Origin of the sequence: Natronococcus occultus SP4 (assembly GCF_000328685.1) — an archaeon.
GTDB classification, from domain to species: Archaea; Halobacteriota; Halobacteria; order Halobacteriales; family Natrialbaceae; genus Natronococcus; species Natronococcus occultus.
The window spans coordinates 1,964,604-1,990,703 of sequence record NC_019974.1; the positions used below are offsets into that span (position 1 = coordinate 1,964,604).

General features: G+C 67.6%; 23 protein-coding genes. 11 read left to right on the forward strand and 12 right to left on the reverse strand.

Annotated features, from left to right (window positions below):
• Positions 1-47 precede the first annotated feature (47 nt).
• Together dnaG and NATOC_RS09785 are read right to left on the reverse strand one after the other, a co-directional pair.
• Positions 48-1,373, reverse strand: a complete 1,326-nt coding sequence (gene dnaG, locus NATOC_RS09780; protein WP_015321275.1) for a DNA primase DnaG — start codon at positions 1,371-1,373, stop codon at positions 48-50.
• A gap of 113 nt (positions 1,374-1,486) precedes the next feature.
• Entirely contained in the window at positions 1,487-2,137 is a 651-nt protein-coding gene (locus NATOC_RS09785) for an ArsR/SmtB family transcription factor (protein WP_015321276.1), read from the reverse strand.
• 156 nt (positions 2,138-2,293) lie between these two features.
• Between NATOC_RS09785 and NATOC_RS09790 the strand changes: the two genes are divergently transcribed.
• From NATOC_RS09790 to NATOC_RS09810, 5 genes are all read left to right on the forward strand, one after another.
• The gene (locus NATOC_RS09790) at positions 2,294-2,575 is read left to right on the forward strand and encodes a DUF3311 domain-containing protein (protein ID WP_015321277.1); all 282 of its coding nucleotides are present in this window, start codon (positions 2,294-2,296) and stop codon (positions 2,573-2,575) included.
• Positions 2,572-4,038: a sodium:solute symporter family protein gene (locus tag NATOC_RS09795; RefSeq protein ID WP_015321278.1), complete on the forward strand. Its 1,467-nt coding sequence runs from the start codon at positions 2,572-2,574 to the stop codon at positions 4,036-4,038. Before NATOC_RS09790 ends, NATOC_RS09795 begins: the two co-directional genes overlap by 4 nt.
• Before the next feature lie 50 nt (positions 4,039-4,088).
• Positions 4,089-4,670, forward strand: a complete 582-nt coding sequence (locus NATOC_RS09800) for a hypothetical protein (RefSeq protein ID WP_015321279.1) — start codon at positions 4,089-4,091, stop codon at positions 4,668-4,670.
• Positions 4,671-4,760: 90 nt separating this feature from the next.
• A complete protein-coding gene (locus tag NATOC_RS09805; protein WP_015321280.1) occupies positions 4,761-6,371 on the forward strand; it encodes a bacterio-opsin activator domain-containing protein in 1,611 nt (536 codons plus the stop codon).
• Between the two features lie 138 nt (positions 6,372-6,509).
• Positions 6,510-7,427: an HFX_2341 family transcriptional regulator gene (locus tag NATOC_RS09810; RefSeq protein WP_015321281.1), complete on the forward strand. Its 918-nt coding sequence runs from the start codon at positions 6,510-6,512 to the stop codon at positions 7,425-7,427.
• Positions 7,428-7,454: 27 nt separating this feature from the next.
• Here the strand turns inward: NATOC_RS09810 and NATOC_RS09815 are convergent, their stop codons facing one another.
• Together NATOC_RS09815 and NATOC_RS09820 are read right to left on the reverse strand one after the other, a co-directional pair.
• The gene (locus NATOC_RS09815; RefSeq protein ID WP_015321282.1) at positions 7,455-9,119 is read right to left on the reverse strand and encodes an acyl-CoA synthetase; all 1,665 of its coding nucleotides are present in this window, start codon (positions 9,117-9,119) and stop codon (positions 7,455-7,457) included.
• 84 nt (positions 9,120-9,203) lie between these two features.
• On the reverse strand, positions 9,204-11,828 hold the full coding sequence (locus tag NATOC_RS09820; protein WP_015321283.1) for an efflux RND transporter permease subunit: 2,625 nt from the start codon (positions 11,826-11,828) through the stop codon (positions 9,204-9,206).
• A gap of 185 nt (positions 11,829-12,013) precedes the next feature.
• Here NATOC_RS09820 and NATOC_RS09825 point away from each other — a divergent pair, with 185 nt between their 5' ends.
• The 3 genes from NATOC_RS09825 to NATOC_RS09835 all read left to right on the forward strand — a co-directional run bounded on the left by NATOC_RS09825 (position 12,014) and on the right by NATOC_RS09835 (position 16,107).
• On the forward strand, positions 12,014-12,649 hold the full coding sequence (locus NATOC_RS09825) for a hypothetical protein (protein ID WP_049888723.1): 636 nt from the start codon (positions 12,014-12,016) through the stop codon (positions 12,647-12,649).
• A 246-nt stretch (positions 12,650-12,895) separates the two neighbouring features.
• Complete coding sequence (locus NATOC_RS09830) at positions 12,896-15,562, forward strand: valine--tRNA ligase (protein WP_015321285.1); 2,667 nt, start codon at positions 12,896-12,898, stop codon at positions 15,560-15,562.
• Positions 15,563-15,696: 134 nt separating this feature from the next.
• Positions 15,697-16,107, forward strand: coding sequence for an SPW repeat domain-containing protein (locus tag NATOC_RS09835; RefSeq protein WP_015321286.1), 411 nt, complete (start codon positions 15,697-15,699; stop codon positions 16,105-16,107).
• 77 nt (positions 16,108-16,184) lie between these two features.
• Here NATOC_RS09835 and NATOC_RS09840 read toward each other — a convergent pair whose 3' ends face one another.
• The 5 genes from NATOC_RS09840 to NATOC_RS09860 form a co-directional block, all read right to left on the reverse strand.
• The gene (locus NATOC_RS09840; protein ID WP_015321287.1) at positions 16,185-17,174 is read right to left on the reverse strand and encodes a hypothetical protein; all 990 of its coding nucleotides are present in this window, start codon (positions 17,172-17,174) and stop codon (positions 16,185-16,187) included.
• A gap of 80 nt (positions 17,175-17,254) precedes the next feature.
• Positions 17,255-18,118 carry an ABC transporter permease gene (locus NATOC_RS09845; protein WP_015321288.1) on the reverse strand — a complete coding sequence of 288 codons (864 nt, stop codon included), beginning with the start codon at positions 18,116-18,118 and terminating at the stop codon, positions 17,255-17,257.
• On the reverse strand, positions 18,118-18,900 hold the full coding sequence (locus NATOC_RS09850; protein WP_015321289.1) for an ABC transporter permease subunit: 783 nt from the start codon (positions 18,898-18,900) through the stop codon (positions 18,118-18,120). The genes NATOC_RS09845 and NATOC_RS09850 overlap by 1 nt, the downstream gene beginning before the upstream one ends.
• Positions 18,897-19,838, reverse strand: coding sequence for an ABC transporter ATP-binding protein (locus tag NATOC_RS09855; RefSeq protein ID WP_015321290.1), 942 nt, complete (start codon positions 19,836-19,838; stop codon positions 18,897-18,899). The genes NATOC_RS09850 and NATOC_RS09855 overlap by 4 nt, the downstream gene beginning before the upstream one ends.
• 236 nt (positions 19,839-20,074) lie before the next feature.
• Complete coding sequence (locus NATOC_RS09860; protein WP_015321291.1) at positions 20,075-20,785, reverse strand: DUF1405 domain-containing protein; 711 nt, start codon at positions 20,783-20,785, stop codon at positions 20,075-20,077.
• Between the two features lie 97 nt (positions 20,786-20,882).
• On the opposite strand from NATOC_RS09860, the gene NATOC_RS09865 reads away from it, so the two are divergent.
• The 3 genes from NATOC_RS09865 to NATOC_RS09875 all read left to right on the forward strand — a co-directional run bounded on the left by NATOC_RS09865 (position 20,883) and on the right by NATOC_RS09875 (position 23,446).
• The gene (locus NATOC_RS09865; protein WP_015321292.1) at positions 20,883-21,650 is read left to right on the forward strand and encodes an acetoacetate decarboxylase family protein; all 768 of its coding nucleotides are present in this window, start codon (positions 20,883-20,885) and stop codon (positions 21,648-21,650) included.
• 25 nt (positions 21,651-21,675) lie between these two features.
• Positions 21,676-22,584, forward strand: a complete 909-nt coding sequence (pdxS, locus tag NATOC_RS09870) for a pyridoxal 5'-phosphate synthase lyase subunit PdxS (RefSeq protein ID WP_015321293.1) — start codon at positions 21,676-21,678, stop codon at positions 22,582-22,584.
• Between the two features lie 97 nt (positions 22,585-22,681).
• Complete coding sequence (locus tag NATOC_RS09875; protein WP_015321294.1) at positions 22,682-23,446, forward strand: hypothetical protein; 765 nt, start codon at positions 22,682-22,684, stop codon at positions 23,444-23,446.
• A gap of 38 nt (positions 23,447-23,484) precedes the next feature.
• Here the strand turns inward: NATOC_RS09875 and NATOC_RS09880 are convergent, their stop codons facing one another.
• From NATOC_RS09880 to NATOC_RS09890, 3 genes are all read right to left on the reverse strand, one after another.
• Complete coding sequence (locus tag NATOC_RS09880; RefSeq protein ID WP_015321295.1) at positions 23,485-23,835, reverse strand: hypothetical protein; 351 nt, start codon at positions 23,833-23,835, stop codon at positions 23,485-23,487.
• A gap of 10 nt (positions 23,836-23,845) precedes the next feature.
• A complete protein-coding gene (locus NATOC_RS09885; RefSeq protein ID WP_015321296.1) occupies positions 23,846-24,730 on the reverse strand; it encodes a homoserine kinase in 885 nt (294 codons plus the stop codon).
• 67 nt (positions 24,731-24,797) lie between these two features.
• On the reverse strand, positions 24,798-26,075 hold the full coding sequence (locus tag NATOC_RS09890; protein ID WP_015321297.1) for an MFS transporter: 1,278 nt from the start codon (positions 26,073-26,075) through the stop codon (positions 24,798-24,800).
• Between the last annotated feature and the right edge of the window lie 25 nt (positions 26,076-26,100).

The following is a 26,100-nucleotide window of genomic DNA, read 5'->3' on the forward strand; positions in this document are numbered from 1 at the left end:
CGGACGGCGACGCCGCTGAGAGGGAGTCTCACGCAGCGAGGACGGCCTCACTCTGAGGGGGGCGTGTCGGCGATCTCGTCGACCGCGTGGACCCGAACGCTCGTCGGCCGCTTGGTGAACTGGCCGAGCGAGCGGGCGACGATCCGCTCGACGCCACGGTCGGCCGCGAGATCCAGCAGCCGCTGGTCCAGAATTCCATCGAGGACGACCGTCGTCGGCACCGTCCCGGCGTCCGCGAGCGCGTCGTCGACCTCCCCGGCCGGAGCCTCCTCGAGGACGTCGCCGTCGGCGTCGAGAAAGCGCGCGCGGTCCGTGTCGCCGGCGACGACGACCGCCGCGTGGCCGTAGACGGTTTCGGGCTCGGTCGGCGACTCGTCGGCGGGGAGCTCTGACGGAGAGTCCGCCCCGTCGTCGGCGTTGGCGTCGGTTTCCGGAGCCGCTGCACTGCGGTTCGAACCGGCCGACGGTCCGTCGGGGGACTCCTCGTCGATCGTCGGCGGGGACGAGGCTGGCGGCGACGGCGTCGCGCTTCCGTCGGTCGCGGCGACCGCCTCACGGGGCTCGTTGAGTTCCGAGACGCTGTCGTAGGGGACTTTGTTCCGGAGCGCGGCGAACAGCTGGTGGTGGTCGAGCTCTTCGACGGACTCGCCGGCAGGCGCGAACGCGACGTAGTCGATGTCGCCGACCTGGGAGAGCTCTTCGAAGATCAGGTCTCCGCCCCGATCGCCGTCGAGAAAGACGGTGACGGTTCGGTGGCGGGTCAGCTCGGCGACCGCGTCGGGGACGTTCGTCCCCTCGACGGCGATGGCGTTTTTGACGCCGTACTTCAGCAGCGTCAGCACGTCCGATCGGCCCTCGACGACGATGATCGCGTCGCTGTCGGTCACCCGCGGCCCCGCAGGGAGCCCCTCGTACTCGGTGATGTCCTCGACGCGGACGTGCTGGCGGACCTCCGCCAGGATCTCCTCGGAGCTCATCACCGAGTCGTCGAACCCGGTCTGGAGCAGCTCCTTCGCCCGGTCGACGACCGCCTTGCGTTTGGCCGCACGGACGTCCTCGATCTCGTCGATCTCGAGGGAGGCCCGACAGGGGCCGATCCGGGTGATCGTCTCTAGTGAGGCCGCAAGCGTCGCCGTCTCGACCTTGTCGAGGCTGGTCGCGATGGTGAGCCGACCGTGGGATTGGCCCTTCGTGCTGCTGATTTCGACGTCGATACGTCCGACCTTCTGTGACTGGCGGAGATCGCGGAGGTCGAGCTCGTCGCCCAGTAACCCCTCCGTCTGGCCGAAGATCGCACCGACGACGTCGCTTCGCTCGACCACCCCGTTAGCCGTCACGTTCGCGTGGATATGATATTTCGAGGTGTCTTCCATGGAGATCTGCCCCCGCGAGGCGGGGACGTGGCGAGACCGCACGCCCGGGAGTTGTACTAGAATAACGGCAGTGAGACGCAAATAGCTGTTGACCTGTCCTCGAACCGCCGCGGTCAGTACGCGGGACGGCTTCGGTACCAGTACCCCGTCACCGCAAGCAACACCGCCAGACCACCCAGAAAAAAGAGCAGCCCCGGCGGTGCGCTCGCGACCACCGTCCCGACGGTTTCGACGCTCTCGGGGACTCCGTCACTCCCCCGATCGCCCGTCGCCCCCTCCGTTCGAGCGACGTCCTCGCTCGCCAACCCCGGGCCGCCGGCCCCGCCGAACCAGCGGGAGACGGCGTACTGGACGACCAGGCTCCCCCCCGCGAGGACGGCGATCCCGCCGAGGACGCGCGCGAGCACCGTCCGGAGGCGAGCCCCCGTCGACTCGTCGCTGGTGACGATCAGCGGCCCGTCGGTCGTCGCATAGACGCTCATCTCGTTGCCCCGCGAGGAGTACCAGGTGTCGACGACCTCGACCAGCCCCGCCTCCTCCAAGTTCTCGAGGTGGTACCGGACGTTCTGGATCGAGGAGTCGACCGCCTCGGCGAGATCGCTGGGCGTGGCGGGCTCGTCGTCGAGGCGCGCGTAGATCCGGCGGGCCGTCGTCGACGAGAGGGCGCCGAACACCGCGTCGGCGTCCTCGCCTTCGAGGCCGACGATCCGCGGTTGCCCCTCCTCGGATCGCGGCTCCGAGCGGAAGGGGAACAGGCGAGCCATGCTCGGTACCCATTCGATTGCCGACACATATACCCCTTTTCCTCGCTGAAATACCGGTTTCGGCGAACGAACCGGTTCCGGGTATCGATGGAAAAATCTATTCAATCAGTTCGATCGAACAGTAATAGTTATCCACGTGGGGTCGAACGACGGGATATGGCACGGCTGGCGCTGTGGGGGTGGATCGCCGTCGCGATCGGACTGAGCGCGCTCACGATCCCGTGGTTCCTCTGGGGCGACGGGACGGTCGTCGCCGGAGTTCCGCTGTGGCTCTGGTGGCACGTCGGCTGGATGGGCGTGGCCTCGCTCGTCTTCTGGCTGTTCGCCCGACACGCGTGGGGTCTCGGGATCGAAACGGGCGAGGACGCAAGCGGCGGTGACACGAGCGGCGGGACGTCCTCGAGCGCGAGCGCCGACGCCGGGGGTGAGCGACGGTGAGCGTCGCGCTCCAGCTCGGGATCATCGTCGGCTACCTCCTGCTGGCGCTCGTGATCGGGCTGGTCGCCTACCGGCTGACCGACCGCACCGCCGAGGACTTCTACCTCGCGAGCCGGACGGTGGGTACGATCGTCCTGCTGTTTACGACCTTCGCGACGCTTTTGTCGGCGTTTACGTTCTTCGCGGGGCCGAACGTCGCCTACCAGCAGGGACCCGAGTGGGTCCTCGTGATGGGGTTGATGGACGGGATCATCTTCGCGATCCTCTGGTACGTCATCGGCTACAAGCAGTGGCTGCTGGGCCGGAAGTACGGGTACGTCACCCTCGGCGAGATGCTCGGCGAGCGGTTCGGTTCGCGTCGGCTCCGGGGGCTCGTCGCGGGAATCAGCCTGCTCTGGCTCTTTCCGTACGTCATGCTCCAGCAGGTCGGCGCCGGCACGGCGCTGCAGGCGCTGACCGACGGGACCGTCCCCTACGCAGTCGGCGCGGGGCTGATCACCGCGTTCATGATCCTCTACGTCGTCGTCGCCGGCTTCCGGGGGATCGCCTGGACCGACACCCTCCAGGGGGCGTTCATGCTCGTCGCGACCTGGATCGCCCTGCTCTGGGTGCTGGCGGCGGTCGGCGGCCCCGGAGCGGCGACCGCAGCGCTGGAGGCCGAGGCGGCCCACCACCTCGCGCTGGGCAGCGACTTCTACACCGTCCAGTGGATGCTCTCGACGGCGATCACGATCGGTTTCGGCGTCGCGATGTTCCCGCAGGTTAACCAGCGGTTTTTCGCCGCGGGCTCGAAGACGGTTCTGAAGCGGTCGTTCGCGCTCTGGCCGATCCTCTGTGTGTTGTTGTTCGTCCCCTCGTTCCTGCTGGGCGCCTGGGCGCGCGGGCTCGACGTGGCGATTCCTGCGGGTGAGAACGTCCTCCCCGTCGTCCTGGCGGAGTACACCCCCGTCTGGTTCGCCGCGCTGGTGATCGCCGGCGCGATGGCCGCGATGATGTCCTCGTCGGACTCGATGCTGCTGTCGGGCTCGTCGTACTTCACCCGTGATCTCTACCGCCCCTACGTCGACCGCGACGTCTCCGAGCGCCGTGAGGATCTCCTGGCCCGGGTCGGGGTCGTCGTGTTCGCGACGGCCGCGTTCCTCGGCAGCCTCCTCCAGCCCGCGACGCTGTTCGAACTGGGCGACGCCGCGTTCAGCGGATTCGCCCAGCTCGCGCTTCCCGTGCTGGTCGCGCTCTACTGGCGGAAGACGACGCGGACGGGGATCACCGCCGGGATCGTCGCGAGCCAGGCGTTTTACCTCTCGGCGCTCTTCACGGCCGTCCCGGGCACCTACGCGGGCTGGTCGGCCGGGCTCGTCGGCATGGGGCTGGGCCTGGTCGTCACCGTCGGTGTCTCCGTCGTGACGACGCCCGCAGCCGACGAGCGGCGCGCGATCTACTTCGACGGGCTCGGCGCCGACTAGGTCGGCTGCAAACAACACACCGAAACGTCGGCCTCGCGTACGACCCTGCGATGACCTCTGCGCTGCCGGAGTCAGTCGCCGGAACGTGGCAACGCGCTGGCACCCGCCAGGGAGAGACGAGCGTCCTGTTTACGTCGATCACCGCCGAGACGACGGTGTACGAACCGCTCGAGTCAGCCGCAACCCTCGCGGCGCTCGGCCCGGCCGAGATCCCCCTGCGGTCGCTGTTTACCGTCGATATGACGTTCTCGCCGTCGCTGTCGACGGTCGGTGTCTCGCCCGCGTCGATGCTCTCGAAGGCCGCCCCGAAGGCCAAAGCCCAGTTCGTCGAGACCGTCGAGGACGACGGCCTCGTCGTCGAGGATACCCGCGAGGAGCTCGCCTTCGAGCGACCCGACGGCACCGAGGGACGGTGGTACGTCCTCGACGTCGCGTACCCGCTGTCGACGACCGATCGCGACCGCCTCGAGGCCGAGACGAACGTCGCCATCTGGCCGACCGACGACGCCTACGGGATGGCTGGCGGGACCCTTCCGCTCGAGACCCCGCCCGGGGACGCCGTCCTCGAAGTCGATCCCGAGCGCGACCGCGAGACGATCGCGTCGTTGATCCGGACGGCCGACCCCGAGTAGCGACCGCTCGCCGGAGCCCGGCTAGTATCCGTTACCCACTTCTAAATTATAATATAGTACACTTATGTGGCTGAGCGACGCCGTAGTGCTATGGACGAGGACGGTCAGTCCGGGGAGGGCACGTCGCTCGTCGCACACGACGACCCCGACGCGGTGCAGACGATCCTCGACGGCCTGCCCGACGGCGTCTACGTCCTCGAGGAAGAGGGAGGTGGCCTGATAAACGAACGCGTCGTCGAGCTGCTCGGGACCGATCGCGCCGACGCCGAAGCGGTCGATCGCCTTCGCTCGCTGTTCGGGAGCGCACACGAACGAGCCCTCGAGCGCCAGGAGCCGGTCACCGCGGACGTATACGACCCCGTGACCGACGCCTGGCTCGAGACACACATCGAGCCAGCCGGGACCAGCGTCACGGGCTGTCTTCGGGACGTCGGCGAGCGGAAGGAGCACGATCGACGGGTCGATCAACAGCGCGAGCGGATGGAAGGGCTGCGCGGCGTCTACAGTGTCATGCGGGCGATCAACGGCGTGATCGTTACCGACGCCACCCGGGACGAGCTCGAGCGGATTACCTGCGAGACCCTCGCCGACGAACCGGGGTACGAGTTCGCGTTCGTGGCCGCGGTCGATTCGGGCTCCGGGAACATCGTCCGGCGAGCCGAGGCCGGCGTCGAAGGCTACGTCGATCGCATCCCGCTCTCGACCGACCCGGACGACCCTGCGGGGCGAGGGCCCGCCGGGCGTGCGATTCGATCCCAGCAGCTCCAGGTGTCAAACGACGTCCTCGCCGATCCCGACTTCGAACCCTGGCGCGAAGAGGCCCGCGAGCTGGGGTACCGATCGGCCGCCGCGATCCCGATCGTCCACGAGGGCGGGCTCTACGGCGTGCTCGGCGTGGCCGGCACCAACCGGAACGCGTTCACCGATCAGGTGGCCGAGGGGCTCGGACAGCTCGGCGACGTCCTCGGGCACGCGATCGCGGCCATCGAGCGCAAGCGCGCCCTGATGAGCGACCAGCTGATCGAGCTCGAGTACGAGATCGCCGACGGGGTTGGGGTGTTCGACGGCCCGTCGATGGACGGCCACCGCGTCGACTTCGAACGGGTCGTCCAGGTCGACGACGACCGGTTCCTCGAGTTCGGCGTGACAGCGGCCGAGACGTTTCCGAAGCTCGAGACGCTGGCCGACTGTATCCCCCACTGGAAGGGCGTCGAGCCGATCGACGAGTCGGCCGGCGAGGTGACCTTCGAGCTCGAGATCGCGTCGCCGCCGATGTTCTCTGTCGTCGCGTCCCACGGCGGCTACGTCGAGTCGGCCGCCCTCGAGGCGGGCGACTACCGCGTGACCGTCCACCTCCCCGAGAGCGCCGACGTGCGCGCGGTCACCGAGGCGATCCGGGAGGTCTACCCCGAAGCGACCAACGTCGCCCGCCGACAGGTAACCCCCTCCGAGGACTCGATCGCCCAGCTCCAGGACCACCTCTACGGCGTGTTGACCGATCGCCAGCGCACCGTCCTCGAGACGGCCTACTACGCGGGCTTTTTCGAGTGGCCCCGACACAGCTCGGGCGAGGAGATCGCCGAGACCCTCGGGATCACGCCAGCGACGTTCCACGAGCACCTCCGGTCGGCCCAGCACAAGATCGTCGCGGCGGTGTTCAACGAACCGAACACGACCCGGGCGGGGAGCGAGCGGGAGTGATCGCGACGGCCGAGGAGCGATCGAACAACCGATGGCGAACGGAACCGACCGTTCGTCGGGGCCGTCGCTCGCCGATCCGCGGCCGTTCGTCGCCCGAGACCGCAGGGGATTCATTACACTACCGACGAACTACCGGGTATGCAAACCCACATCGTCCCGGTCGGCTTCGACTACGACCGGCTGATCGCGCCGCTGGTGCGCGATCAGATCGACGTCGACCGCGTCATCCTGCTGGAGGGCGCCGTCGGCAGCGAGGCAAACGTCGAGTACTCCCGCCATCTCTCCGAGAAGCTCGAGACCGATTTTCGGAACCTGCTGGGCGCCGAGACCGATCGGTTCGTCCTCGAGGACGTCTACGACTACGACGAGGCGTTCGAACAGGCCTACGACCTCATCACGACCGAGCTCGACGCCGGTCACGAGGTCTGGGTTAACGTCGCCGCGATGCCCCGCACCGTCAGCTTCGCGTTCGCGACCGCGGCGAACTCGCTGATGGTCGAGCGCCAGGAGGATCGCGAGGCGATCCACACCTACTACACCGCCCCGGAGAAGTACCTGGAGACCGAACTGGCCGAGGAGCTTCGGGAGGGGATCGATCTGCTCGAGGACCTCGAGGACGAGGGGGTCGAGGACGACCGCGTCACCGAGCGCCTCGAGAGCGCCCGCTCGCTGCTCGCGGAGTTCGACGAGCGCGGGACGACGATCGGGGCCAAGGAGATCGACGGCCAGCACGTCGTCGAGCTCCCCGTCGCCTCCTTCTCGAACGTCAAACCGTTCGAGGAGCTCATCCTGTACAAGCTCGGCGAGGACGGCGAGTTCGACTCGGTCTCCGAGCTGGCGGAGGCGCTGGCTCGCGAGTTAAACGAGGAGTACACCGACAGCTTCCGCTCGAAGGTGATCTACAACGTCGACCGCCTGGGTCCGGGCGGAAAGGGGTACATCGAGCGCGAGGAACACGGGAAGTCCTACCGCACCCGGCTCTCGCGGATCGGCGAGCTGTGGGTGCGGGCCCACTCGAACTCGGACGGGGGGCCGTCGACCGACACCGGCAGGTAGCCGTCGCGGGACGAGGCGGACTCCGCGTCAGTCCTCGAGCGACGCGTCCCGGAGCTCGTCGCGATCGATCTTTCCGGCAGTCGTCCGCGGCAGCGCCTCGCGGAACTCGAGCTCCGCCGGCGCGGCGCGCTCGGGCAGTCGGTCGGTCGCGTCCTCGCGGATCGCCTTGGCGAGCTCGTCGTCCGGTGTCACACCCTCGGTGGGAACGACGACGGCGTTTACGACCTGTTCGAGTTCGGGATCGGCCGTCGGCACCGCGGCGGCCTCGGCGACCGACTCGTGGTCCACGAGGACGCGTTCGACCGCGTAGGGCCCGATGCGTGATCCCCCGCTGACGATCATCTCGTCGGCCCGTCCCTGGTACCAGAAGTAGCCGTCCTCGTCGATCCGTCCCAGATCACCCGTCAGGTACCAGTCGCCGACGAAGGCGTCCTCGGTACGGTCGGGGTCCTCCCAGTACCCAAGGAAGAACGAGGGAAACTCGCCGCTAACGGCGATCTCGCCCGTCTCGCCGGGCTCGAGCTCGTCGCCGGTGTCGGGATCGACCACCGCAGCCTCCACGCCGGGTAGCGGTTTCCCCATGCTGCCCGGCCTGGTCTCGATCGACGGGTAGGTGTTGATCAGCATGTTCCCCGTCTCGGCCTGGCCGTAGCTGTCGGCGATCGGCGTTCCGAGGACGTCCTCGCCCCACTCGATCAGCTCGGCCGCGAGGGGTTCCCCGGTGCTCATCGCCCGGTGGAGATCGAGGTCGGCGTCCGCGAGCCCGTCGGCGTCCTCGCGTAGCCGTCGGTAGTGGGCGGGGACCCCCGAGAGGACGGTGACGGGGAACTCGTCGAGCAGCCCCGTCCAGGTGTCGGGATCGAACGCGCCCGCGTAAGCGAGGATACTGTGACCCCAGAACCAGACGCCCAGCGCGTTGACCGGGGCCGTGAGCCACCCCCGGTCGCCGGTCCCCCAGTAGAGGTCGGTCTCGTGTTGCTGGAGGTCCGCGGCGTACAGCTGGGCGGCGGCGACGCCGACGATCCAGCGGTGGCCGTGGACGATCCCCTTCGCGGGGCCCGTGGTACCGCTCGTGTAGTACAGCAGGGCGGGATCGGAGCCCTCGGTCCGGACGGTCTCGTACTCGTGATCGGCCCGGTCCAGCGCCTCGTAGTAGCTGACGTCACCCTGACGCACGCCGACGCCGTCGTCGCTGACGACGATCACGTGTTCGACCGAGGGGACGTCCTCGAGGGCTTGCTCGACCGTTTCACGGTTCGCTGGCGTCGTGACGACGACGCTCGCCTCGGCGTCGGCGAGCCGGTAGGCGACCCCCTCGGGACCGAACTGCGGGTCGATCCCACCGAAGACACAGCCCGACTTGAGCGTCCCGAGCATCGCGACGTACTGCTCGGGAATTCGGGGAGTGTAACCGAAGACGCGGTCGCCGCGCTCGAGACCCAGCTCCTCGAGGACGTTCGCGAACCCGTTCGACCACTGTGCGAGCTCCCAGAACGTGATGCGCTCGCGCTCGCCATCGCGCCCGACGAAGTACAGCGCGACGGTGCCCCGATCGGTCCGGTAGCGGTCACAGACCTCGTGAGCGACGTTGATCTCGTCGGGCGCGTTCCAGTCGGCGTCGGCGTAGATGCTGTCCCACTCGAAGACCTCCGAGAGCCCCTCGTAGTCGGCGAGGTTCGGTGCCGTTTCCATGCGCAACTGTGACACGCGAACGGCCATAACTCATCGCCCGGAACCGCCGATCGGACGTCGACGCCGACCCCGGCGATCGGGGGCCTACGCCGATCCCGCCGTTCCGAACCGCTCGAGGACGCGTTCCCGGACCACGAGCAGACACGGCAGCACGGTGAGACAGGCGACGAAGGCGAAGATGATGCTCAGTCCCGTCACGAGCCCGAACCGCTGGAGCGGCGGCGCCAGCGCGAGCGCGAGGACGCCGAAGCCGGCCGCCGTGGTCAGCGCGCTACCGAGCAACGCCCCGCCGGTGCCGGTGATCGTCGCGCCGAGGGCGTCGCTGAGCGACGGCTGGCGCTCCGACTCGTCCTGGAACCGCTCCGCGACGTGGATGCTGTAGTCGACGCCCAGTCCGATCGCGAGGCTCGTGATGACGGCCGTCTCGCTGTTGAACGGCACGTCGAGGACGGCCATCGTCCCCAACAGCCACGCCAGCGCGGCGACCACGGGCGCGAGCGTGATCGCCCCCAGCGTGAGCGCCCGATGGCGGACCCAGTACAGCACCGTCAGGAAGACCAGAATCACGACGAGCGTCACGGCGAACGCCTGGACGAGCGTCTCGAGCAAGGCGTCCTGGACGACAGCGTTCGTCACGGGGCCGCCGGTGGCGATCGCCGACACCGAGGCGTCGGCCTCGATGGCGCTTGCGAGGGTGCGCGTATCGTCGGCGACCGCCTGCGCGGAGGCGTCGCCGCGGACGTCGACGAGCATGCGTGCGGTCTCGTACTCACCCTCGTCGGTCCGATGCAGTACGGTGGCGGCTGCGTCCTCGTCGGCCTCGTACAGTTCATCGTACAGTCCCGCGAGATCCTCGTCTGGCAGCCCGTCACCGTCCGTGTCGCGCTCCTCGAGGGCCGTGGCGACTGACTCGTTTTCGGCGGCGACCTCCTGGATGACCGAGACCGGACTCTCGACGGCGGGCTCGCCCCCGGGACCGACCGCGATCGTTCCGTCCTCGCCGTCGTCGATCCCCGCCGTCCCGTTCTCGATTGCGGCGAGCGTCGCGGGGTCGGTGACGTCCCCGCGTATCAGTAGCTGGGCCTGACTTCCCTCACCCTGCTCCTGGAAGTTGTCGCCGAGGTACTCGGCGTCGTCGCTGACCGTGTACGTGTCGGCCGCCAGCGGCCCCGGGAGCGACTGCGCCCACTCGGGGGCGTCTTCGGGCAGGAAGTCAGCCTGGTTGAACTCGGTGTCGATCCCCGTGGCGCCGTAGGCCCCGCCGATCGCGAGCAACAGCGCGACGGCGACGACGGCAAGCGGCGCGCGCTGGACGAGCGAGACGACTCCCGAGAGCGCGCGGTTGACGGGACCCGCGCTCCGTCCGAACGGCTCCTTCCGTCGATCGATCCCGAACCGTCCCTCGAGCAGTTCGTCGACCTCGACCTTCAGCGCGGGTACGAGGACGGCGAAGGCGACGAACGTCGCGAGGATCCCGCCCGCCGAGAGGATCGCAAAGTCCTGGATCGCCGGCAGGGGGCTGACGACGTTCGAGAGGAACCCGACCCCGGTCGAGAACGTCGCGGCCGCGAGCGCGAGGACGACCCCCGCCAGTCCGAAACGCATTCCGTTTCGCGGCGTTCGGTCGTCGCCCCCGTCAGTGGCAGGCTCGTCGACTGTCGTCGAATCGGCCTGCCTGCGGTCGTCGCGCTCGAGGATCCCCGCTCTCGCCTCCCGTGAACGCATGATGACATGCAGGGAGTAGTCGATGCTGAGCCCGATCAGCAGGAACGGAACCGCGATCAGCAGCTGGCTCGTGGGGATCTCGAGCCAGCCGAGGAGGCCCGCGAGCCAGGCCATTACGACGCCGATCCCGAACAGGCTGACCAGCACGTCGACGACGTCGCGGTAGGCGACCCCGAGCGCGACCAACACGAGCACGAACGCGACGGGCGTGATGATCGCGAAGCTGTCGCCGACCGCGCTGCTCGAGGCCTCGTCGGTGACGCCCTGTCCGAAGAGGAAGGCGTCGTCGAAGCGATCCTCGACGAGCCCGTCGATCTCGACCTGGGCCGCGTAGGCCGCTTCGGGATCGTCGTCCTCAGCACCGTCGTCGACCTGGAAGAGGAAGGCGATCCGGGCGTCAGCGCTCGTCGAGCCCGGATCGTAGTCGTTCGGGAGGAACTCGTAGGGATCCTCACCCTGGTTGTCCGCGTCGGGGTCCAGAACGTCGGCGAGCAGCTCCTCGACGTCCTCGTCGGAGCGGTCCTCGAGCGCTTCGATCTGCTCGTCGAGGGTCGGCTCGCTGGTGTCGGGCGGCCCCTCGGCCTCGGCTGCGCGGTCCTCGAAGACCGCCCCCGTTGCGACGACGTTCTCGAGAGCGACGAAGCCCTCGTCGGCGAGCGTCGCGTTCAGACTCTCGTTCTCGCGGATCTCTTGTTGGAGGGACAGTCCCTCGAGCAACGAGTCGCGGGTGAGGACGTCGCCGCCCTCGTCGCGAACGACGAGCTGGGCGACGACCTGATCGTCGGTCGCGTACGTCTCCTCGATCTCCTCGAGCGCTTCGGTCTCCTCGGAGTCGGTCTCGAACTGGCCGATCTCCCCGTCCTCGCTCTCGCCGATCGCGGCGCCGACGGCGACGATCCCCGTGAGAACGAGCACGAGCAGGACGATCAGCTTGCTATGGGAAACGATCAGGTCAGCGTAGCGATCGGCGATCGATCCGCCCATTCGTTATCGTCCCCTCAGGTTTATCGAGACGTTACGGGCCGGTTCCCTGACGGTTCGTCGGCAGCGAGACGAGGATTTCGAATCGCCGACGCTCCGCCGTTCGCTACTGTGCATGCCACTCCTTCGAGCCCAAGCGCTCATATCGGTTCGGGTAGAACCCCATGTTGTATAATCGGAATCCGATTATGAACACTGACACCGACCGCGACCGCGGAATCCTCACCCCGGCCGACCGCGCGTTCCTGCTCGGCGAACGCGAGCTGGGCCACGAACAGTCCCGACGAAACGCCGAGGCGCGCATCCGGCGGCGCGTGATCGACTCGATTCTTGACTTCGATCTGTTGTTACACACCCTCCCCGAAAAGGATCGACGGCAGGTGTTCGAGGAGGTAGCGACCGATCCCGACGCTCTCGACGGTCTCAGGGCAGCGCTCGCGTTCACCTACATCGGAACCAGCGAGCAGGGTCTCGACTTCGAGGACGTACTGGTTCCGGCCGTCCGTCACTCCGAGGAGGCCTGCGCGGCCTCGAGACGCGGCGCGAACGTCTCGGTCGAGGTCACCTTCGAGGTCGAGACCAGCGTCGAGACGACCCTCGAGGGCGTCGCCGAGCGCCTCGCGGACGGCGATCCCGTCAGCCCACAGGAGCTGTTCGCGCTGATCATGCAGGGCGAGCACGATCCCGCAACACACGAGCGGATCGCGCTCGTCACGAGCGACGGCGCCGACGATCAGTTCCTCGAGCGGCTGGCGACCTACCTCGAGGGGGAGCTCCGACGACCGACGTCCTCGCGGGCGGTGATCCGTCTCGAGAACGAGTAGGGCGACGCGAAACACCTAACAGGAATCGCGGGCAAAAGAGACGTATGGCGGACTCCGTGGAACTGACGGCGCGTCTCGACGCCGCCCGGGACGCCGTTTTCGTAGGGGCCCCGTAGCCCCGCCTTCCTACCCCGTATCGACGGATGTATTGTAGCCGACCAGCATGTATCGAGCAACGACCCGTATGGACGATCGAATCCTCCCAACGACGACGCACCGACGACGCCCACACCGGGCGGTGAGAGCATGAGTACGGACCCCGACGCGGCCGAGCGCGACGCGCCGAGCCTCGAGGGCGACTACGACCCCGAGGCCGTCGAGAACCGCTGGCAGGACCGCTGGGTCGACGCCGACGTCTACGCCTACGAGGGCGACCCCGGCCAGGATCCCAACACCACCTACGCGATCGACACGCCGCCGCCGACGGTCTCGGGTAGCCTCCATATGGGCCACCTCTACGGCCACACGGTCCAGGACTTCGCGGCCCGGTTCCAGCGGATGTCCAACGGCGACGTTCTCTTTCCGTTCGGCTACGACGACAACGGAATCGCCAGCGAGCGCCTGACCGAGAAGGAACTGGACATCCGACACCAGGACTACAAGCGCCGCGAGTTCCAGAAGCTCTGTCGCGAGGTCTGCCAGGAGTACGAAGCCGAGTTCACCGACAAGATGCAGGGGCTGGGCTGTTCGATCGACTGGAACCACACCTACAAGACGATCGAACCCCGCGTGCGGCGCATCTCCCAGCTTTCCTTCCTGGATCTCTACGAGAAGGGCCGGGAGTACCGCAAGAAGGCGCCCGCGATCTGGTGTCCCGACTGCGAGACGGCGATCTCCCAGGTCGAGATGGAAGACGAGGAACGGGCCTCGCACTTCAACGACATCGCCTTCGAACTCGCGGGGGAGAACGCCCCGCGCGACGAGTTCGTCATCTCCACGACCCGTCCGGAGCTGATCCCGGCCTGTGTCTCCGTGTTCGTCCACCCCGACGACGAGGAGAACCAGGATCTGGTCGGCGAGACCGCCCGCGTCCCGATCTTCGGCCACGAGGTGCCGATCATCGAGGACGACCGCGTCGACATGGAGAAGGGAAGCGGCGTCGTGATGTGTTGTACGTTCGGCGACCAGAACGACATCGAGTGGTATCAGGCCCACGACCTCCCGCTGCGGGTCGCCATCGACGAGTCCGCGACGATGACCGAGCTGGCCGGCGACTACGAGGGGCTGTCGACCGAGGAGGCTCGCAAGGCCATCGTCGAGGACCTCGAGGAGGCGGGCTACCTGCGCGATCGCTGGGAGATCACCCACGCCGTCCAGGTCCACGAGCGCTGTGACACCTCCGTCGAGTACCGCGTCTCCAAGCAGTGGTACGTCGAGATCCTCGATCACAAGGAGGAGTATCTCGAGGCCGGCCGCGAGATGGACTGGTACCCCGAGAAGATGTTCTCGCGGTACAAACACTGGATCGAAGGCCTCGAGTGGGACTGGCTGATCTCGCGCCAGCGCGACTCGGGGATCCCGTTCCCGGTCTGGTACTGCGCCGACTGTGATCACGAGGTGATGGCTCGGCGGAAGGATCTGCCCGTCGATCCGCTCTCGGACGATCCGCCGATCGACACCTGTCCGGAGTGTGGGGGCACGTCGTTCGAGCCCGAGGACGACGTCTTCGACACCTGGGCGACCTCGTCGCTGACGCCGCTGATCAACGCGGGCTGGGATTGGGACGAGGTGGCCCAGGAGTTCACCATGGAAAACCCCGAGCTCTACCCGTTCGACCTGCGTCCCCAGGGCCACGACATCATCTCGTTCTGGCTGTTCCACACGATCGTCAAGTGCTACGAGCACACCGGCGAGGTGCCGTTCGACGCGACGCTGATCAACGGCCATGTCCTAGACGAAAACCGCGAAAAGATGTCCAAATCTCGGGGCAACGTCGTCGCCCCCGACGAGGTGCTCGCGGAGTATCCCGTCGACGCGGTCCGGTTCTGGGCGGCGAGCGCCGCGGTCGGCGACGACTTCCCCTACCAGGAGAAGGACCTGACCGCGGGCGAGAAGCTGCTGCGGAAGCTCTGGAACGCCTCAAAGCTCGTCGACAACCTGGCGCCCGCCGATCCGGACGAGCCCGCCGAGCTCGAGGCGATCGATCGCTGGCTGCTGGCCGAACTCGACGACGCGATCGAGGAGCTGACGGCGTACCTCGAGGAGTACGAGTTCGCGAAGGCCCGCGACCGCCTGCGGACGTTCTTCTGGAACACGTTCTGTGACGACTACCTCGAGATCGCGAAGGAACGTGAGGACAACCCCTCGACGCAGTACGCGCTGCGGACCGCACACCGAACCTTCCTCGAGCTGTGGGCACCGTTCCTTCCCCACGTCACCGAGGAGATCTGGCAGGCCCGATATAGCAACGAGAACGCCGACCTCGCCGAGACGAGCATTCACGTCCGCGACTGGCCCACCTCGCAGGGGTACGAGGCCGATCTCGAGGCCGGTGAGACCGCGATGGAGGTCATCTCGGCGCTGCGCCGGTACAAGAGCCAGAACCAGCTCCCGCTGAACGAGCCCCTCGAGGCCGTCTCGGTGTACGGCCCGATCGAGGGCTTCGAGGACGCAATCCAGAACGTGATGCACGTCGAGGAGCTGACGGTACTGGATGAGCCCCCGGAGATCACGACCGAGGTCGCCGCGATCGACCTCGACTACTCGACGCTCGGCCCCCGCTACGGCTCGAAAGTCGGCGATATCGACGCCGGGATCGAGAGCGGAGAGTACGAGATTGACGACGACGAGGACGTCCTGCGAGTCGCCGGCGAGGAGCTCGAGGACGACGTCTTCGAGGTCGAACTCGAACGCACCTACTCCGGCGAGGGCGAGATGCTCGAGACCGAGTCGGCCGTCGTCGTCCTCGAGTAGCGCGACGGTCGGGTCGCGGCGGTGGTTCCGAAACGGAACGAACCGACGACCGTACCGGTCGGTTTCGGGTCGTCGGGCTCCCGGTGGCGTCTTCAGTGGAAAGAGCAATCCGCCGTCGGGTTGAGCAGTTGACTGTGGCCGATACGGACGGAGAAGACGACAGTCGCAGGCTGAGCGAATGGCTAGCTAACGTCACCGTCGCCCTGGCGCTCTGGATCGCCGTTTCGCCGATCGCGTTCGACGCCCCCGAGGCGGCGATGTGGAACAACGCGATCGTGGGTCTGGGGATCGTCATGATCTCCGCGTACAACGAAACGCAACGTGCGAAGGGCGAACGGCTCCACATCAAGGGGGCGACGGTCGTGGTAGCGCTCGGTCTGTGGGCGATCGTCTCGCCGTTCGTGAGCCTCCTTCTCGACGGTGGCGGCTGGCCCCTCTGGAGTAACGTCCTCGGGGGGCTCGGTATCGTCGGCTGTGCGGGCTACAACGTGTATATCAGTTATCAACTGGACGAGCTCGGCGACACGGTCGGCGGCTCCGACTGAGCGACAGTCCTCAGGAACCGGCGACACCGACCTCGCGTCTCGGGGTCGGCGCCACCGCGGGACGGATCGGCGACCGATTATCGAACTCGGGGGACCGTGACGGCCTCCTCGCGCCACGTCGCCGTCGCGGTCACCCGGTCGCCGTCGACCTCGACCGACTGGTTCTCGCCGGACGCACCCAGCAACGCCTCGAGCGCGGGCTCGTCCGGCTCGTCGACGACCGCCGCGAACTCGCCGGTGGAGGTCTCGGCGTCCTCGACGGTCAGCGAGGACACGATCGCCTCGGCGTCCTCGAGTTCCTCGAACTCGAAGTCGGCGAGTCCCTCGGTTCCAGCTTCGGGTCCGTACTGGCCGACGACGGCGTCGCCGTCGCCGGCGCTCTCGAGAACCCACGAGAACGGCTCGGAGTCTTCGATCGCCCGTTCGGTCTCACCGTCGGCGGCGTCGACGATCGTCTCGAGGGCGGCGATCGGATCCTCGCTCTCGGTTGCGACGACGAGCGCGTCCTCGTCGACGGCGATCGCGGCGTCGTCGGCGTCGACCGGGGTGTAGACGTCGTACGCACCGATCCCGTCGGTTCGCTCGAGTTGCGTGATGAACCCGGCCTCCGGCTCGGCCGTCAGCCGGGCGTCGATCTCCGCGGGATCGATCGCGCCGAGGGCGACGAACGCCGCGGGCGTCCGGAGCAGTTCCTCGACGGTCGACTCGAACGTCTCGCCGTCGTCGAGGAGTCTGCCGAGTCGGTACTGGGCGAGGTCCAGCCCGGCGTAGAGATAGGTCCCGAGCGCTCCCTCCGAAACGGGCGCGATCATCGGATCGGCCTCGTACTCCGCCGGGACCTCCTCGTCGGGCTCGGCGGCCTCGAGTTCGTCCGCCACGAACTCCTCGAGGGCGGCCCAGTCGAGGTAGGTGAACTCGAGGGCCCCGTCCTCGAGCGTGAGCCACCGGCCGTACGCGGGAAGTTCGTCGTCCTGTCTGGCGACTGTGGCGGCGCCAGTCGTTCCGACCGTCGCGATCGCTGTCGTCGTTCCCGCGAGCTTCAACACGTCCCGTCGGGTGGGTGTCATGCGGGAGTCCCACACCGGCGAGCTCGATATAGGTCGGGTCATCGTTCCCGACGGAGAGACAGTTCGATCGAGACGACCGCTCAGATGTCGCGGCGCGTGAAGATCAACACGGCGAGGACGAGCAGAACGAGAAACGCCGCCAGTAGAACCGCGGCGTCGGCGAACGCGTACTCCTCGCGAACGAGGATCGCCGTCTCGTCGTAGTACCGGCTCGGACCGACGGCACCGATCCACTCGTAGTCCTCGTCCAACCGGGAGACACCCTCGACCAGCCACAGGACGAAGACGACGGTCAGCGCGGTTGCCCGAGCAGTCCGGACGTGGTCGATCACGACGGAGATGAGCAACCCGATCGCGCCACAGACCAGCAGGTACGGGATCGAGAGCAGGTGGACCATCGCGACAGCAACCGGATCGAGCGGTTCGCCGATGCTGATCCCGCCGAGGAAGACGATCCCGCCGACGCCGACGTTCAGCACGATCAGTGGGAGCCAGAGGGCAGCAATCTTCTGGAGTATCACCGATTCACGCGAGACCGGATTGGAGAGCGTGAGGTCCATCTTCCGCTCGTCGACGTCGTTCGCGATCATGCCGGCGCCGACGTAGGCGAAGTAGATGCCGACGAGGACGATCCAGAAAAACGAGTAGATCTCCGCGGCGATGAACCCCTCGATTGTGTGCAGTGCCTCGATCCCGAACATGTCGAAGAAAACCGCCGGGAACGCGTCCTCGAGCAGTTCCGCCTCCTCCTGGATGCTCGGAAACATCGCGAAGTACATCGCGGCGAGCAGGGCGAAGACGACAACGAGCACGACCGAACTGCGGACGCGCTTGCCGGATTCGACGCGCAGGATCGCCGTCGCGGCGCCGTCGATCGCGGGTCGTGTGTCGGATTTCGCCGCCCGGCGTGCGTCCGAACCGTCGGAGTCCGGTTTTGGCCCCATCAGATATCCCTCCGTGCGAAGACGAAGAGTGCGATTCCGAGCAGTGCGAGAAACGTCATCAGCAGGACCGCGGCGTCTCCGATCGCATACTCCTCGTGGACGAGGATCGCGGACGGATCGTAGTACCGGCTCGGCGAGACGATACCGATCCAGTCGTACTCCGGCGCCGTCTCCGAGAGCCCCTCGACCAGCCAGAGAACGAACACGAGCCCGAGTGCGCCGGCTTGCGCGCTCTCGACGCGGTCGAGAGTGACGGAAAAGAGGAGGCCAATCCCGGCACAGACCAGCAAGTACGGGACCGTGAGGAGGTGCGCCACCCCGAGCGAGACGAGGTCGAGCGTCTCACCGATCGCCGCTGCCGCGGCGTATACGACGACGAACAGGCCGATATTCAGTGCGACCAGCGGCACCCAGAGCGCGGCGACTTTCTGGAGTACTACCGACTCGCGCGAGATCGGGTTCGAGAGCAACAGATCCATCCGACGCGCGCGAACGTCTCCGGCGATCAGTCCGCCGGCGGCGTAGGCGAAGTAGATCCCCGCAAAGAGGACCCAGATGACCGAGAAAATATAGCCGCCGACGAACCCCTCGATGGTGTGTAACTCCTCGATCCCGAGCAGGCCGGCGAGAAACGCCGGAAACGCCTCCTCGATGAGTTCCGCCTCCTCGGCGAAGGCCGGAAATACCACGAAGAAAAACGCCGAGAGGAGAGCGAACAGCCCGGTAAGGACGAGCGAGCTGCGAACCAGTTTCGTCGACTCGACACGCAGGATCGCCGTCATCCCGGACCCGCCGGGGAGTCGGCCCCGTAGTAGTGTTTGAAGATGTCGTCGAGCTCTGGGTCACTGATGTCGACGTCCTCGACCGCGAACTGGACGAGATGCTCCAGTAATTCGGCGGGCTTGTCGGTGTAGGTAAACCGGACCGTAGCATCGACGATCTCGACGTCGATCATTTCCGACGTAACGAACGCCGATTCGTTCACCGGCTCTGCCAGTTGCACCCGGACGCGTTTGCCGCTGCGTTTGAGCAGGTCGTCGACGTCCTCGAGCACGACCAGTCCTCCGTTCCGAATGATCCCGACGCGATCGCAGACGCGTTGGACTTCGCTGAGGACGTGCGAGGAGAAGAAAATCGTCTTGCCGGCGTCGCGTTCCTCCTCGAGGAACGCGTGCATCCGATCCTGTTTGAGCGGGTCGAGTCCGGACGTCGGCTCGTCGAGAATCGCGAGGTCCGGATCGTGCATGAACGCCTGGACGATACCGAGCATCCGCTTGTTTCCGTGGGAGTACGTCTCGACCGGTTTCTCGAGTGGTGGATGGAACAGGTCTAGGAGTTCGTCCCGTCGCTTGTCCCCGCGCATCCGGGCGAAGTAATCGAGGACCTGACGGCCGGTCAACCGCTCCTCGAAGCCGAGCGTGTCCGGCAGGTAGCCGATGGTAGCTTTCACCTCGGTGAGCGCTCGCCGGTCGTGGATATCCGCACCGAGCACTTCAGCAGTGCCAGCGGTCGGTTTGATAAGTCCGAGCAGCAGTCGAATGGTCGTGGTCTTGCCCGCGCCGTTCGGCCCGAGGTAGCCGAATATCTCGCCCGACTCGACGTCGAAGCTGATCCCGTCGTTGGCCGCGACGTCGCCGTACCGCTTGGTGAGACTGTCCAGTCTGATCGTGGGCTCGTCGTGGTTCGACTCGCCTTCGCTCGCGTCGACCTGGGTTTGCATGGATCACTACCTGTTTCGAGGACGTGTCGCCGGCCGCGATGGCCGCGACGCGCTACTCGACATCCCGGATCGGAATAAATCGTGTTCGTACCGTCGGGAACTGTCCGGACGAGACGACTGTGTTTCGTCCGGTACGATCGGGACGCCAGAACGGTCGAGCGGCGTCCGGCGGCGCGAGCGCTCGAGCGACACCTCGAGATCGTCGGCAACGACACACGGTAACGTCAGGCTTCGGGTCAGCGATCGACCGGCCGGTTTCGGGCCTTTTCACACTTTTTGACCCGCGTCGCGAGCGCGACAAACAGCGCCAGCAGCACGAACGTCGTCTCGCCGGCCGCGACGACGCCCAGCGCGTCAGCACCGAGGAACATCGGTTCGTCCTGGGCGACGGGGATCGTCGTGTGGTGGACGCCGTGGGGACCCTCGAGTATCGGGACGAAGTAGTCGACGATCAGATTGAACGTGTACCAGCCAAGCGCGACGGCGACTCCCCAGACCGGGAAGTCGGTGATTCGGTGGAGAACGAACGCCTGGACGACCATCGCGAGGTGGCTCCAGAACAGGAACTGGTACATCAGGAAGTCGGTCTGGGCCAGGTAGGTCTCGTGGAAGACGACGAGCGTGTACGGCGTCCAGAGCCCGAGGACGACGTTCCCGAAAAAGGCCAGCGCGGTCAGCCAGGGGAGTTCGTGGCCGAGCTTCCAGGCGGCGATCGCCAGCGCGATAAACAGCGTCGCCAGCGGGCTGTCGGGCACCCACGGCCACATCGGCGTCGGCGTCGCCGCGAGCTGGGCCGAGTAGTACCAGAAGCCGAAGGCGGTGCCCGCGAGGTTGATCGCGACGACGACCCACGCGAACCGCAGCCCGAGGTCCTCGATCGTCCTCGGGACGGGGGCGAGGGAGCTCGGCAGCGGATCGCGGTCGGGCAGCCCGGTCGGCGCGGTCATCGTTCGGCGCGACGAACGGAACCCGCAAAACGGTAGCGGTTGCGACCCGTCGGTGCTCGCCCACAGTCCTATCATCCCTGTCACCGTTCGCTCGGATATGGCACCCCACACCGACGACCGAGGACGTCGGGTACTCTCGACCGGACACGCGGTTTCGCTGCCGCTCGAGCTCTCGTGTACGCTCGGCGGCGTCGTCGTGCCGGCCCGTCGGGCGCGTCTGGAGGCGGTTCTCCCCGACGAGCTGTCGTCGCTCACGATCGCGCCTCGTCTCGGCTGTGTCGCGCTCGTCGGCATCGGATACCACCGCGTCGGCCGCGACCCGGGCCTCGAGCCCTACGACGAGTTCGCCGTTATCGTCCCCACCGTTCGCGGGAGTCGAACCGATCGGCCGCTCGCGCAGCTGTTCGACGGCGAGCCGGGTGGGTACGTCCACTGGCTCCCCGTGACGACCGACGCGTCGGTCGCGCTCGGCCGCGAGCTCTGGGGGTATCCGAAGGAACGCGCACCGATCACCGTCACCGACGGTCCGCAGGGGTTCCGCGTCGTCGTCGGCGATCGCGACGCGAGCGAGGACGCGGTCCGGCTCGAAGTGTCGCGTCCTCGAGCCACGGTCTCGCTTCGCGGGACGGAGCGCTCGAGTTTCACCCGTCGCGACGGCGAGCTGATCCGGGCGCGGATGCAGCTCCGCGGCGAGATCTCGGTCGGGCCGCCGATCGGAGCCGACGTCGAGATCGCGCCACGACTGGCCGCCCGGCTGGGACTGTGGCGTCGGCCGCTGGCTCGGCTGTATGGCTCCCGCGTCCGCGCGCGGCTGTTCGAGGGGGAGTCGATCGCGGCGAACAACGTCGACAAAGGACACGCGTAAGTGGGCCCGATCCTAACGGCGCGATATGCCAGCGAGTACCGATCTCGAGGAGCTTCGACGGGGGACGGACCTCGTGAAGCGCGGCTTCGCACAGATGCAGAAGGGGGGCGTCATCATGGACGTCGTCAACAAAGAACAGGCCCGCATCGCCGAGGACGCGGGCGCGGTCGCCGTGATGGCTCTCGAGGCCGTCCCGGCGGACATCCGCAAGCGCGGCGGCGTCGCCCGGATGGCCGACCCCGCCGACGTCGCCGAAATCGTCGAGGAGGTCTCGATCCCGGTGATGGGCAAGTCCCGAATCGGTCACACGAAGGAAGCCCAGATCCTCGAGGCCGTCGGCGTCGACATGATCGACGAGTCCGAGGTACTGACCCCGGCCGACGACGCCTACCACATCGACAAGCGCGAGTTTACGGCGCCGTTCGTCTGTGGCGCGCGCGACCTCGGCGAGGCGCTGCGCCGGATCCACGAGGGGGCAGCGATGATCCGCACGAAGGGCGAGGCCGGCACCGGCGACGTCAATCAGGCGGTCCACCACCAGCGGACGATCAAGGGCGCTATCCGCGAGCTCGAGGGGATGACCCACGAGGAGCGGGAGGCCTACGCTCGCGAGATCGAGGCGCCCGCCGAGCTGGTCCACGAGACCGCAGAGATGGGTCGGCTCCCGGTCGTGAACTTCGCCGCCGGCGGGATCGCGACCCCCGCCGACGCCGCCCTGATGATGCACCACGAGTGTGACGGCATCTTCGTCGGCAGCGGGATCTTCGGCGCCGAGAACCCGCGTGCGATGGGCGAGGCGATCGTCGAAGCGGTCAACAACTGGGACGATCCCGATCGGCTCGCCGACATCGCCTCGAACCTCGGCAAGGGGATGAAAGGCGACTCCAACGCCGACCTCGCCGAGGAGGAGCAGCTGCAGGGTCGGGGCGTCTGAGCGGGTAGCGATCGAGACTGTTCTCGTATCCTGCCGGTTTTCGTCCGAACGAATCGGTAAGCAGCCCCGTTTTCTCGGTGCCGAACGTACCGGTCCCATGAGTCAGTCGACATCTCTGGAGCAGCTGTTCGATCGCCTCGCGAACGCCCTCGAGGGGCTGCTTCGGGCCGTCGCCGAGGACGCGACCGACGACCGGGTGGCGTCGACAGCGGCCGAGCTGTGGGACGTCGTCGCGGAACTCGAGGACGTCCTCGAAACCGTCGACCTCGAGCGACTGCCCGAGGCCGTCGACGCGGCGGCGCTGCCCGACGTCCTCGAACTCGAGCGGCTATCCGAGGCGATTCGAGAGCGGGACCCCGACCTGGCGCTCGATCTCGACGCCCTGCGGCGGGCGATCGAGCTGCGGGAGCTCTGGAACGCCGTCGACCTCGCCGAGTTCGGACGGGAGTCCGAACAGCTCCGGAACGAGCTCGAGGACGTCCTCGGACCCGACGCGTTCGACTCGGGCGACTGCTCGGAGCCGTCGGAGCTCGAGGCGGTCGCCGAGGAGGTCAAGGGGGAGGCGACGAACGCGGCGTTCCAGCAGGAGGTCAGAGACCGGATCGAGCCGGCTCGGGAAGCGGTGATCGACGCCCACGCGACGGTCGAGGAGCTGTACGAGTCCCACCAGCGCGGCCCCGGCTCCGAGGGCCGACGACCGACGTCGAACAACCCGACGGCGGCGTCCTCGATGCCCGTCGGCCCGCTCCCGGCGAGCGCCTCGACACGGGTCTCGACCGTGCCGACCGACGTTCGCCACGCCAAAGTCGAGACCTTCCCCCACGTGTACGGACGGCGCTGGCGAAGCGCCCGACGCGGGTGAGACGGTTCGCTGTAGCTGTTTGCCGGAGTGAGCCGACGCTACCACCACGTCCGCGGCGGCGGGACGACGCCGACCCGGACGAGTCCCAGCAAGGCGAGGTAGGTTCCAGTCGCGCCACAGCACAGCGACAGTACCGGTCCCGGGGCAACGCGTGCCCCGACCGCTGCGAGTCCGACCGCCAGCGCGAGCGAGATCGTCTGGACGGCCCGCCGTTCCCAGTACCGACGGACGAGGACGTACTCGCGGGTCGCGACCAGTTCGAACAGGATCGTCCCGAGAGCGCCCCAGAGCAGGTAGAACGGAGAGAGTGTGGCGTCGACGAGGACGGCGAACCCGGCGAAGACGGCGAGCACGGCGAGCGCCAGCGCCGCGTCGGTTCGCGTACCCATCGGGTGCGGATCAGCCGTCCCGGTAGAGGCGTGCCCCCTCGCCGACGGCCGTCTGGTAGGCGCGACTCTCGATCCCGGCGGCGTCGAAGGCGTCCATCATCGCCCCGGCGATCTCGCGGCGAGCCCCCTCGCGACAGACCGCGAGGACGCCCGGGCCGGCACCGCTGACGGTGACGCCGGTCGCGCCCGCCTCGAGGGCCGCCTCTCGAACCGCGTTGTAGCCGTCGATGAGGGCGCTTCGCTCGGGCGTAACGATGGCGTCGGTCAGTCCGCGTCCGACGAGTTCGGGATCGTCGCGGGTCATGCCGACGGTCAGGGTCGCGGCGTGGCCGACGGTGTCGACGACGTCCTCGAGGGCGGCGGTCTTCGGGACGACGTCGCGGGCGTCCCGGGTCGAGACGCTCGTTTCCGGCAGGCAGGCCACGAGGGGGATCGAGGCGTCGACCTGGGTGACGCCGTCGTCGGTGGCGATCGTGAACCCGCCGAGTAGGGAGGGGGCGACGTTGTCGGCGTGGGCCTCGCCCGACACAAGCGCCTCGCCCTCGGCGGCGATCGGGACCAGCTCCTCCCGCGAGAGCCCGCGGTCGTAGAGGGCGTTGAGCGCGACCGCGGCCCCCGCCGCGCTGGCCGCCGAGGAGCCGAGCCCCGAGGAGGGCCGAACCCCCTTGTCGATCCGGATCGTCGCGGGCGCATCGAGCGCGTCGGCGACCGCGCCGACGGTGTTTTGCTCCGGATCGGTCGGGATGTAGTTGCTTCCGGCACCGGTGATCGTGATCGACGTCTCCGGGGCACGCTCGACCCGGATTACGTCGGCGGGCGCTCCGAGGGCGACGCCGAAGACGTCGAAGCCGCTCCCGAGATTCGCACTGGTCGCCGGAGCCCGCACGGTGAGCATGCCGAGTGATTTCCGGAGAGCGGCCAAAAAGGTAGCGAACGACGAGAGAATCGACGGCTACGTCGTGTCAGTCGTCGGGTGCGGTCTCCGGGGTCGGCTCGGCGTCGGCGAACCAGTCCAGCCCCGCGGCCAGCGCCACAGAGAGGACCATCCCCACGAGCGCGAACGCGGCGATCATGACGAAGAACCAGCCCAGCGAGACGTCAAGCACGAACCCGCCGAGCGCGATGCTGGCGGCCCCAAAGCCGAACTCGCCGAGGTAGGTGTAGCCGTAGGAGAGTCCCCGGGTGTCGGCGGGCGTGTAGACCGCGACGGCGTTCTGGTAGAACGGCTGGATCGCAAACAGGAAGAAGCCGAAGACGCCACAGAGCGCGACGATGGCGATCAGCCCCATCCCGGTCACGGGAACGAACGCTATCGCGAGCACGACGAGGACGGCGAAGATCGCGGCCATCCCCCGGGCGGGCGGGATCCGGTCCGTTAGCTTGCCGCCGACGTACTGGCCGGCCATCCCGACGACCAGCAGGCCGACGTAGATGTAGTCGGCCGGCTCGATCCCGTCGAGCCCCTCGGGCAGGGCGAGTGCGTCCATCGCGGGCAGCCCGTGGAGGATCTCGGGGAGGTAGGTGAGCATCCCGCGGTAGTACAGCCCCTCGAAGGTGACGATGACGAAGACGAGCGCGAACGTGCTCGCGAACAACACCTTCGAGTTCGCGAGAAACTCCGACAGCGACAGCGCATCGCTCGGGCCAGCGTCCGCGTCGTCGTCGACCGCGGCGGTCGCCTCGAAGTCAGCCGAGAGTCCGTACAGTACGGCCAGCGCGCCGGGCGCGGCCAGTATCGCGGCGACGTACTGCCACTCGAGGAAGATCAGCAGGGTCGCCGCGACGAACGGCCCGAGGGCGATCCCGGCGTTGCCGGCGATCCCGTGCCAGGCGAAGACGGTTCCCCGCTCCTCGACGCCCGTGCTGATGAGCGCAAGCCCCGCCGGGTGGTAGACGCTGGCGGCGAGTCCCCACAACAACAGTCCGACCGCGATCGCGTAGATGGAGTCGAGATACGACGCGCCCGCGATCACGAAAAACGCCGCGCTCATCCCGCCGAGACAGAGGATAATGAGCCGCTTCGCGCCGAACCGATCGACCAGCACGCCGGCCGGGAGGGCGCCGAATCCGAACAGTCCGTAGCTCGGCGCGAGGACGAGTCCGAGCAGGAGCAACGAGACGTCGAACTCCGCGAGCCAGACGACAAGCAGGATCGGGATCGCCGTCTCGAACCAGTGGACCAGCGCATGACCGGCCATCGTGAAGCCGGCGATCGACCGATCGTTTGCGTTCAGTGCCATTCGGTATCGAAACGGGAACGCGCCG

What these genes read in the sequence shown, in the direction of transcription:
- NATOC_RS09890 (WP_015321297.1), bottom strand. Translation starts at nt 26,075, where the DNA reads ATGGCACTGAACGCAAACGATCGGTCGATCGCCGGCTTCACGATGGCC.
- NATOC_RS09820 (WP_015321283.1), bottom strand. Translation starts at nt 11,828, where the DNA reads ATGGGCGGATCGATCGCCGATCGCTACGCTGACCTGATCGTTTCCCAT.
- pdxS (WP_015321293.1), top strand. Translation starts at nt 21,676, where the DNA reads ATGCCAGCGAGTACCGATCTCGAGGAGCTTCGACGGGGGACGGACCTC.
- NATOC_RS09860 (WP_015321291.1), bottom strand. Translation starts at nt 20,785, where the DNA reads ATGACCGCGCCGACCGGGCTGCCCGACCGCGATCCGCTGCCGAGCTCC.
- NATOC_RS09810 (WP_015321281.1), top strand. Translation starts at nt 6,510, where the DNA reads ATGCAAACCCACATCGTCCCGGTCGGCTTCGACTACGACCGGCTGATC.
- NATOC_RS09850 (WP_015321289.1), bottom strand. Translation starts at nt 18,900, where the DNA reads ATGACGGCGATCCTGCGTGTCGAGTCGACGAAACTGGTTCGCAGCTCG.
- dnaG (WP_015321275.1), bottom strand. Translation starts at nt 1,373, where the DNA reads ATGGAAGACACCTCGAAATATCATATCCACGCGAACGTGACGGCTAAC.
- NATOC_RS09845 (WP_015321288.1), bottom strand. Translation starts at nt 18,118, where the DNA reads ATGGGGCCAAAACCGGACTCCGACGGTTCGGACGCACGCCGGGCGGCG.
- NATOC_RS09840 (WP_015321287.1), bottom strand. Translation starts at nt 17,174, where the DNA reads ATGACACCCACCCGACGGGACGTGTTGAAGCTCGCGGGAACGACGACA.
- NATOC_RS09880 (WP_015321295.1), bottom strand. Translation starts at nt 23,835, where the DNA reads ATGGGTACGCGAACCGACGCGGCGCTGGCGCTCGCCGTGCTCGCCGTC.
- NATOC_RS09825 (WP_049888723.1), top strand. Translation starts at nt 12,014, where the DNA reads ATGAACACTGACACCGACCGCGACCGCGGAATCCTCACCCCGGCCGAC.
- NATOC_RS09830 (WP_015321285.1), top strand. Translation starts at nt 12,896, where the DNA reads ATGAGTACGGACCCCGACGCGGCCGAGCGCGACGCGCCGAGCCTCGAG.
- NATOC_RS09790 (WP_015321277.1), top strand. Translation starts at nt 2,294, where the DNA reads ATGGCACGGCTGGCGCTGTGGGGGTGGATCGCCGTCGCGATCGGACTG.
- NATOC_RS09815 (WP_015321282.1), bottom strand. Translation starts at nt 9,119, where the DNA reads ATGGAAACGGCACCGAACCTCGCCGACTACGAGGGGCTCTCGGAGGTC.
- NATOC_RS09800 (WP_015321279.1), top strand. Translation starts at nt 4,089, where the DNA reads ATGACCTCTGCGCTGCCGGAGTCAGTCGCCGGAACGTGGCAACGCGCT.
- NATOC_RS09785 (WP_015321276.1), bottom strand. Translation starts at nt 2,137, where the DNA reads ATGGCTCGCCTGTTCCCCTTCCGCTCGGAGCCGCGATCCGAGGAGGGG.
- NATOC_RS09875 (WP_015321294.1), top strand. Translation starts at nt 22,682, where the DNA reads ATGAGTCAGTCGACATCTCTGGAGCAGCTGTTCGATCGCCTCGCGAAC.
- NATOC_RS09805 (WP_015321280.1), top strand. Translation starts at nt 4,761, where the DNA reads ATGGACGAGGACGGTCAGTCCGGGGAGGGCACGTCGCTCGTCGCACAC.
- NATOC_RS09865 (WP_015321292.1), top strand. Translation starts at nt 20,883, where the DNA reads ATGGCACCCCACACCGACGACCGAGGACGTCGGGTACTCTCGACCGGA.
- NATOC_RS09885 (WP_015321296.1), bottom strand. Translation starts at nt 24,730, where the DNA reads ATGCTCACCGTGCGGGCTCCGGCGACCAGTGCGAATCTCGGGAGCGGC.
- NATOC_RS09855 (WP_015321290.1), bottom strand. Translation starts at nt 19,838, where the DNA reads ATGCAAACCCAGGTCGACGCGAGCGAAGGCGAGTCGAACCACGACGAG.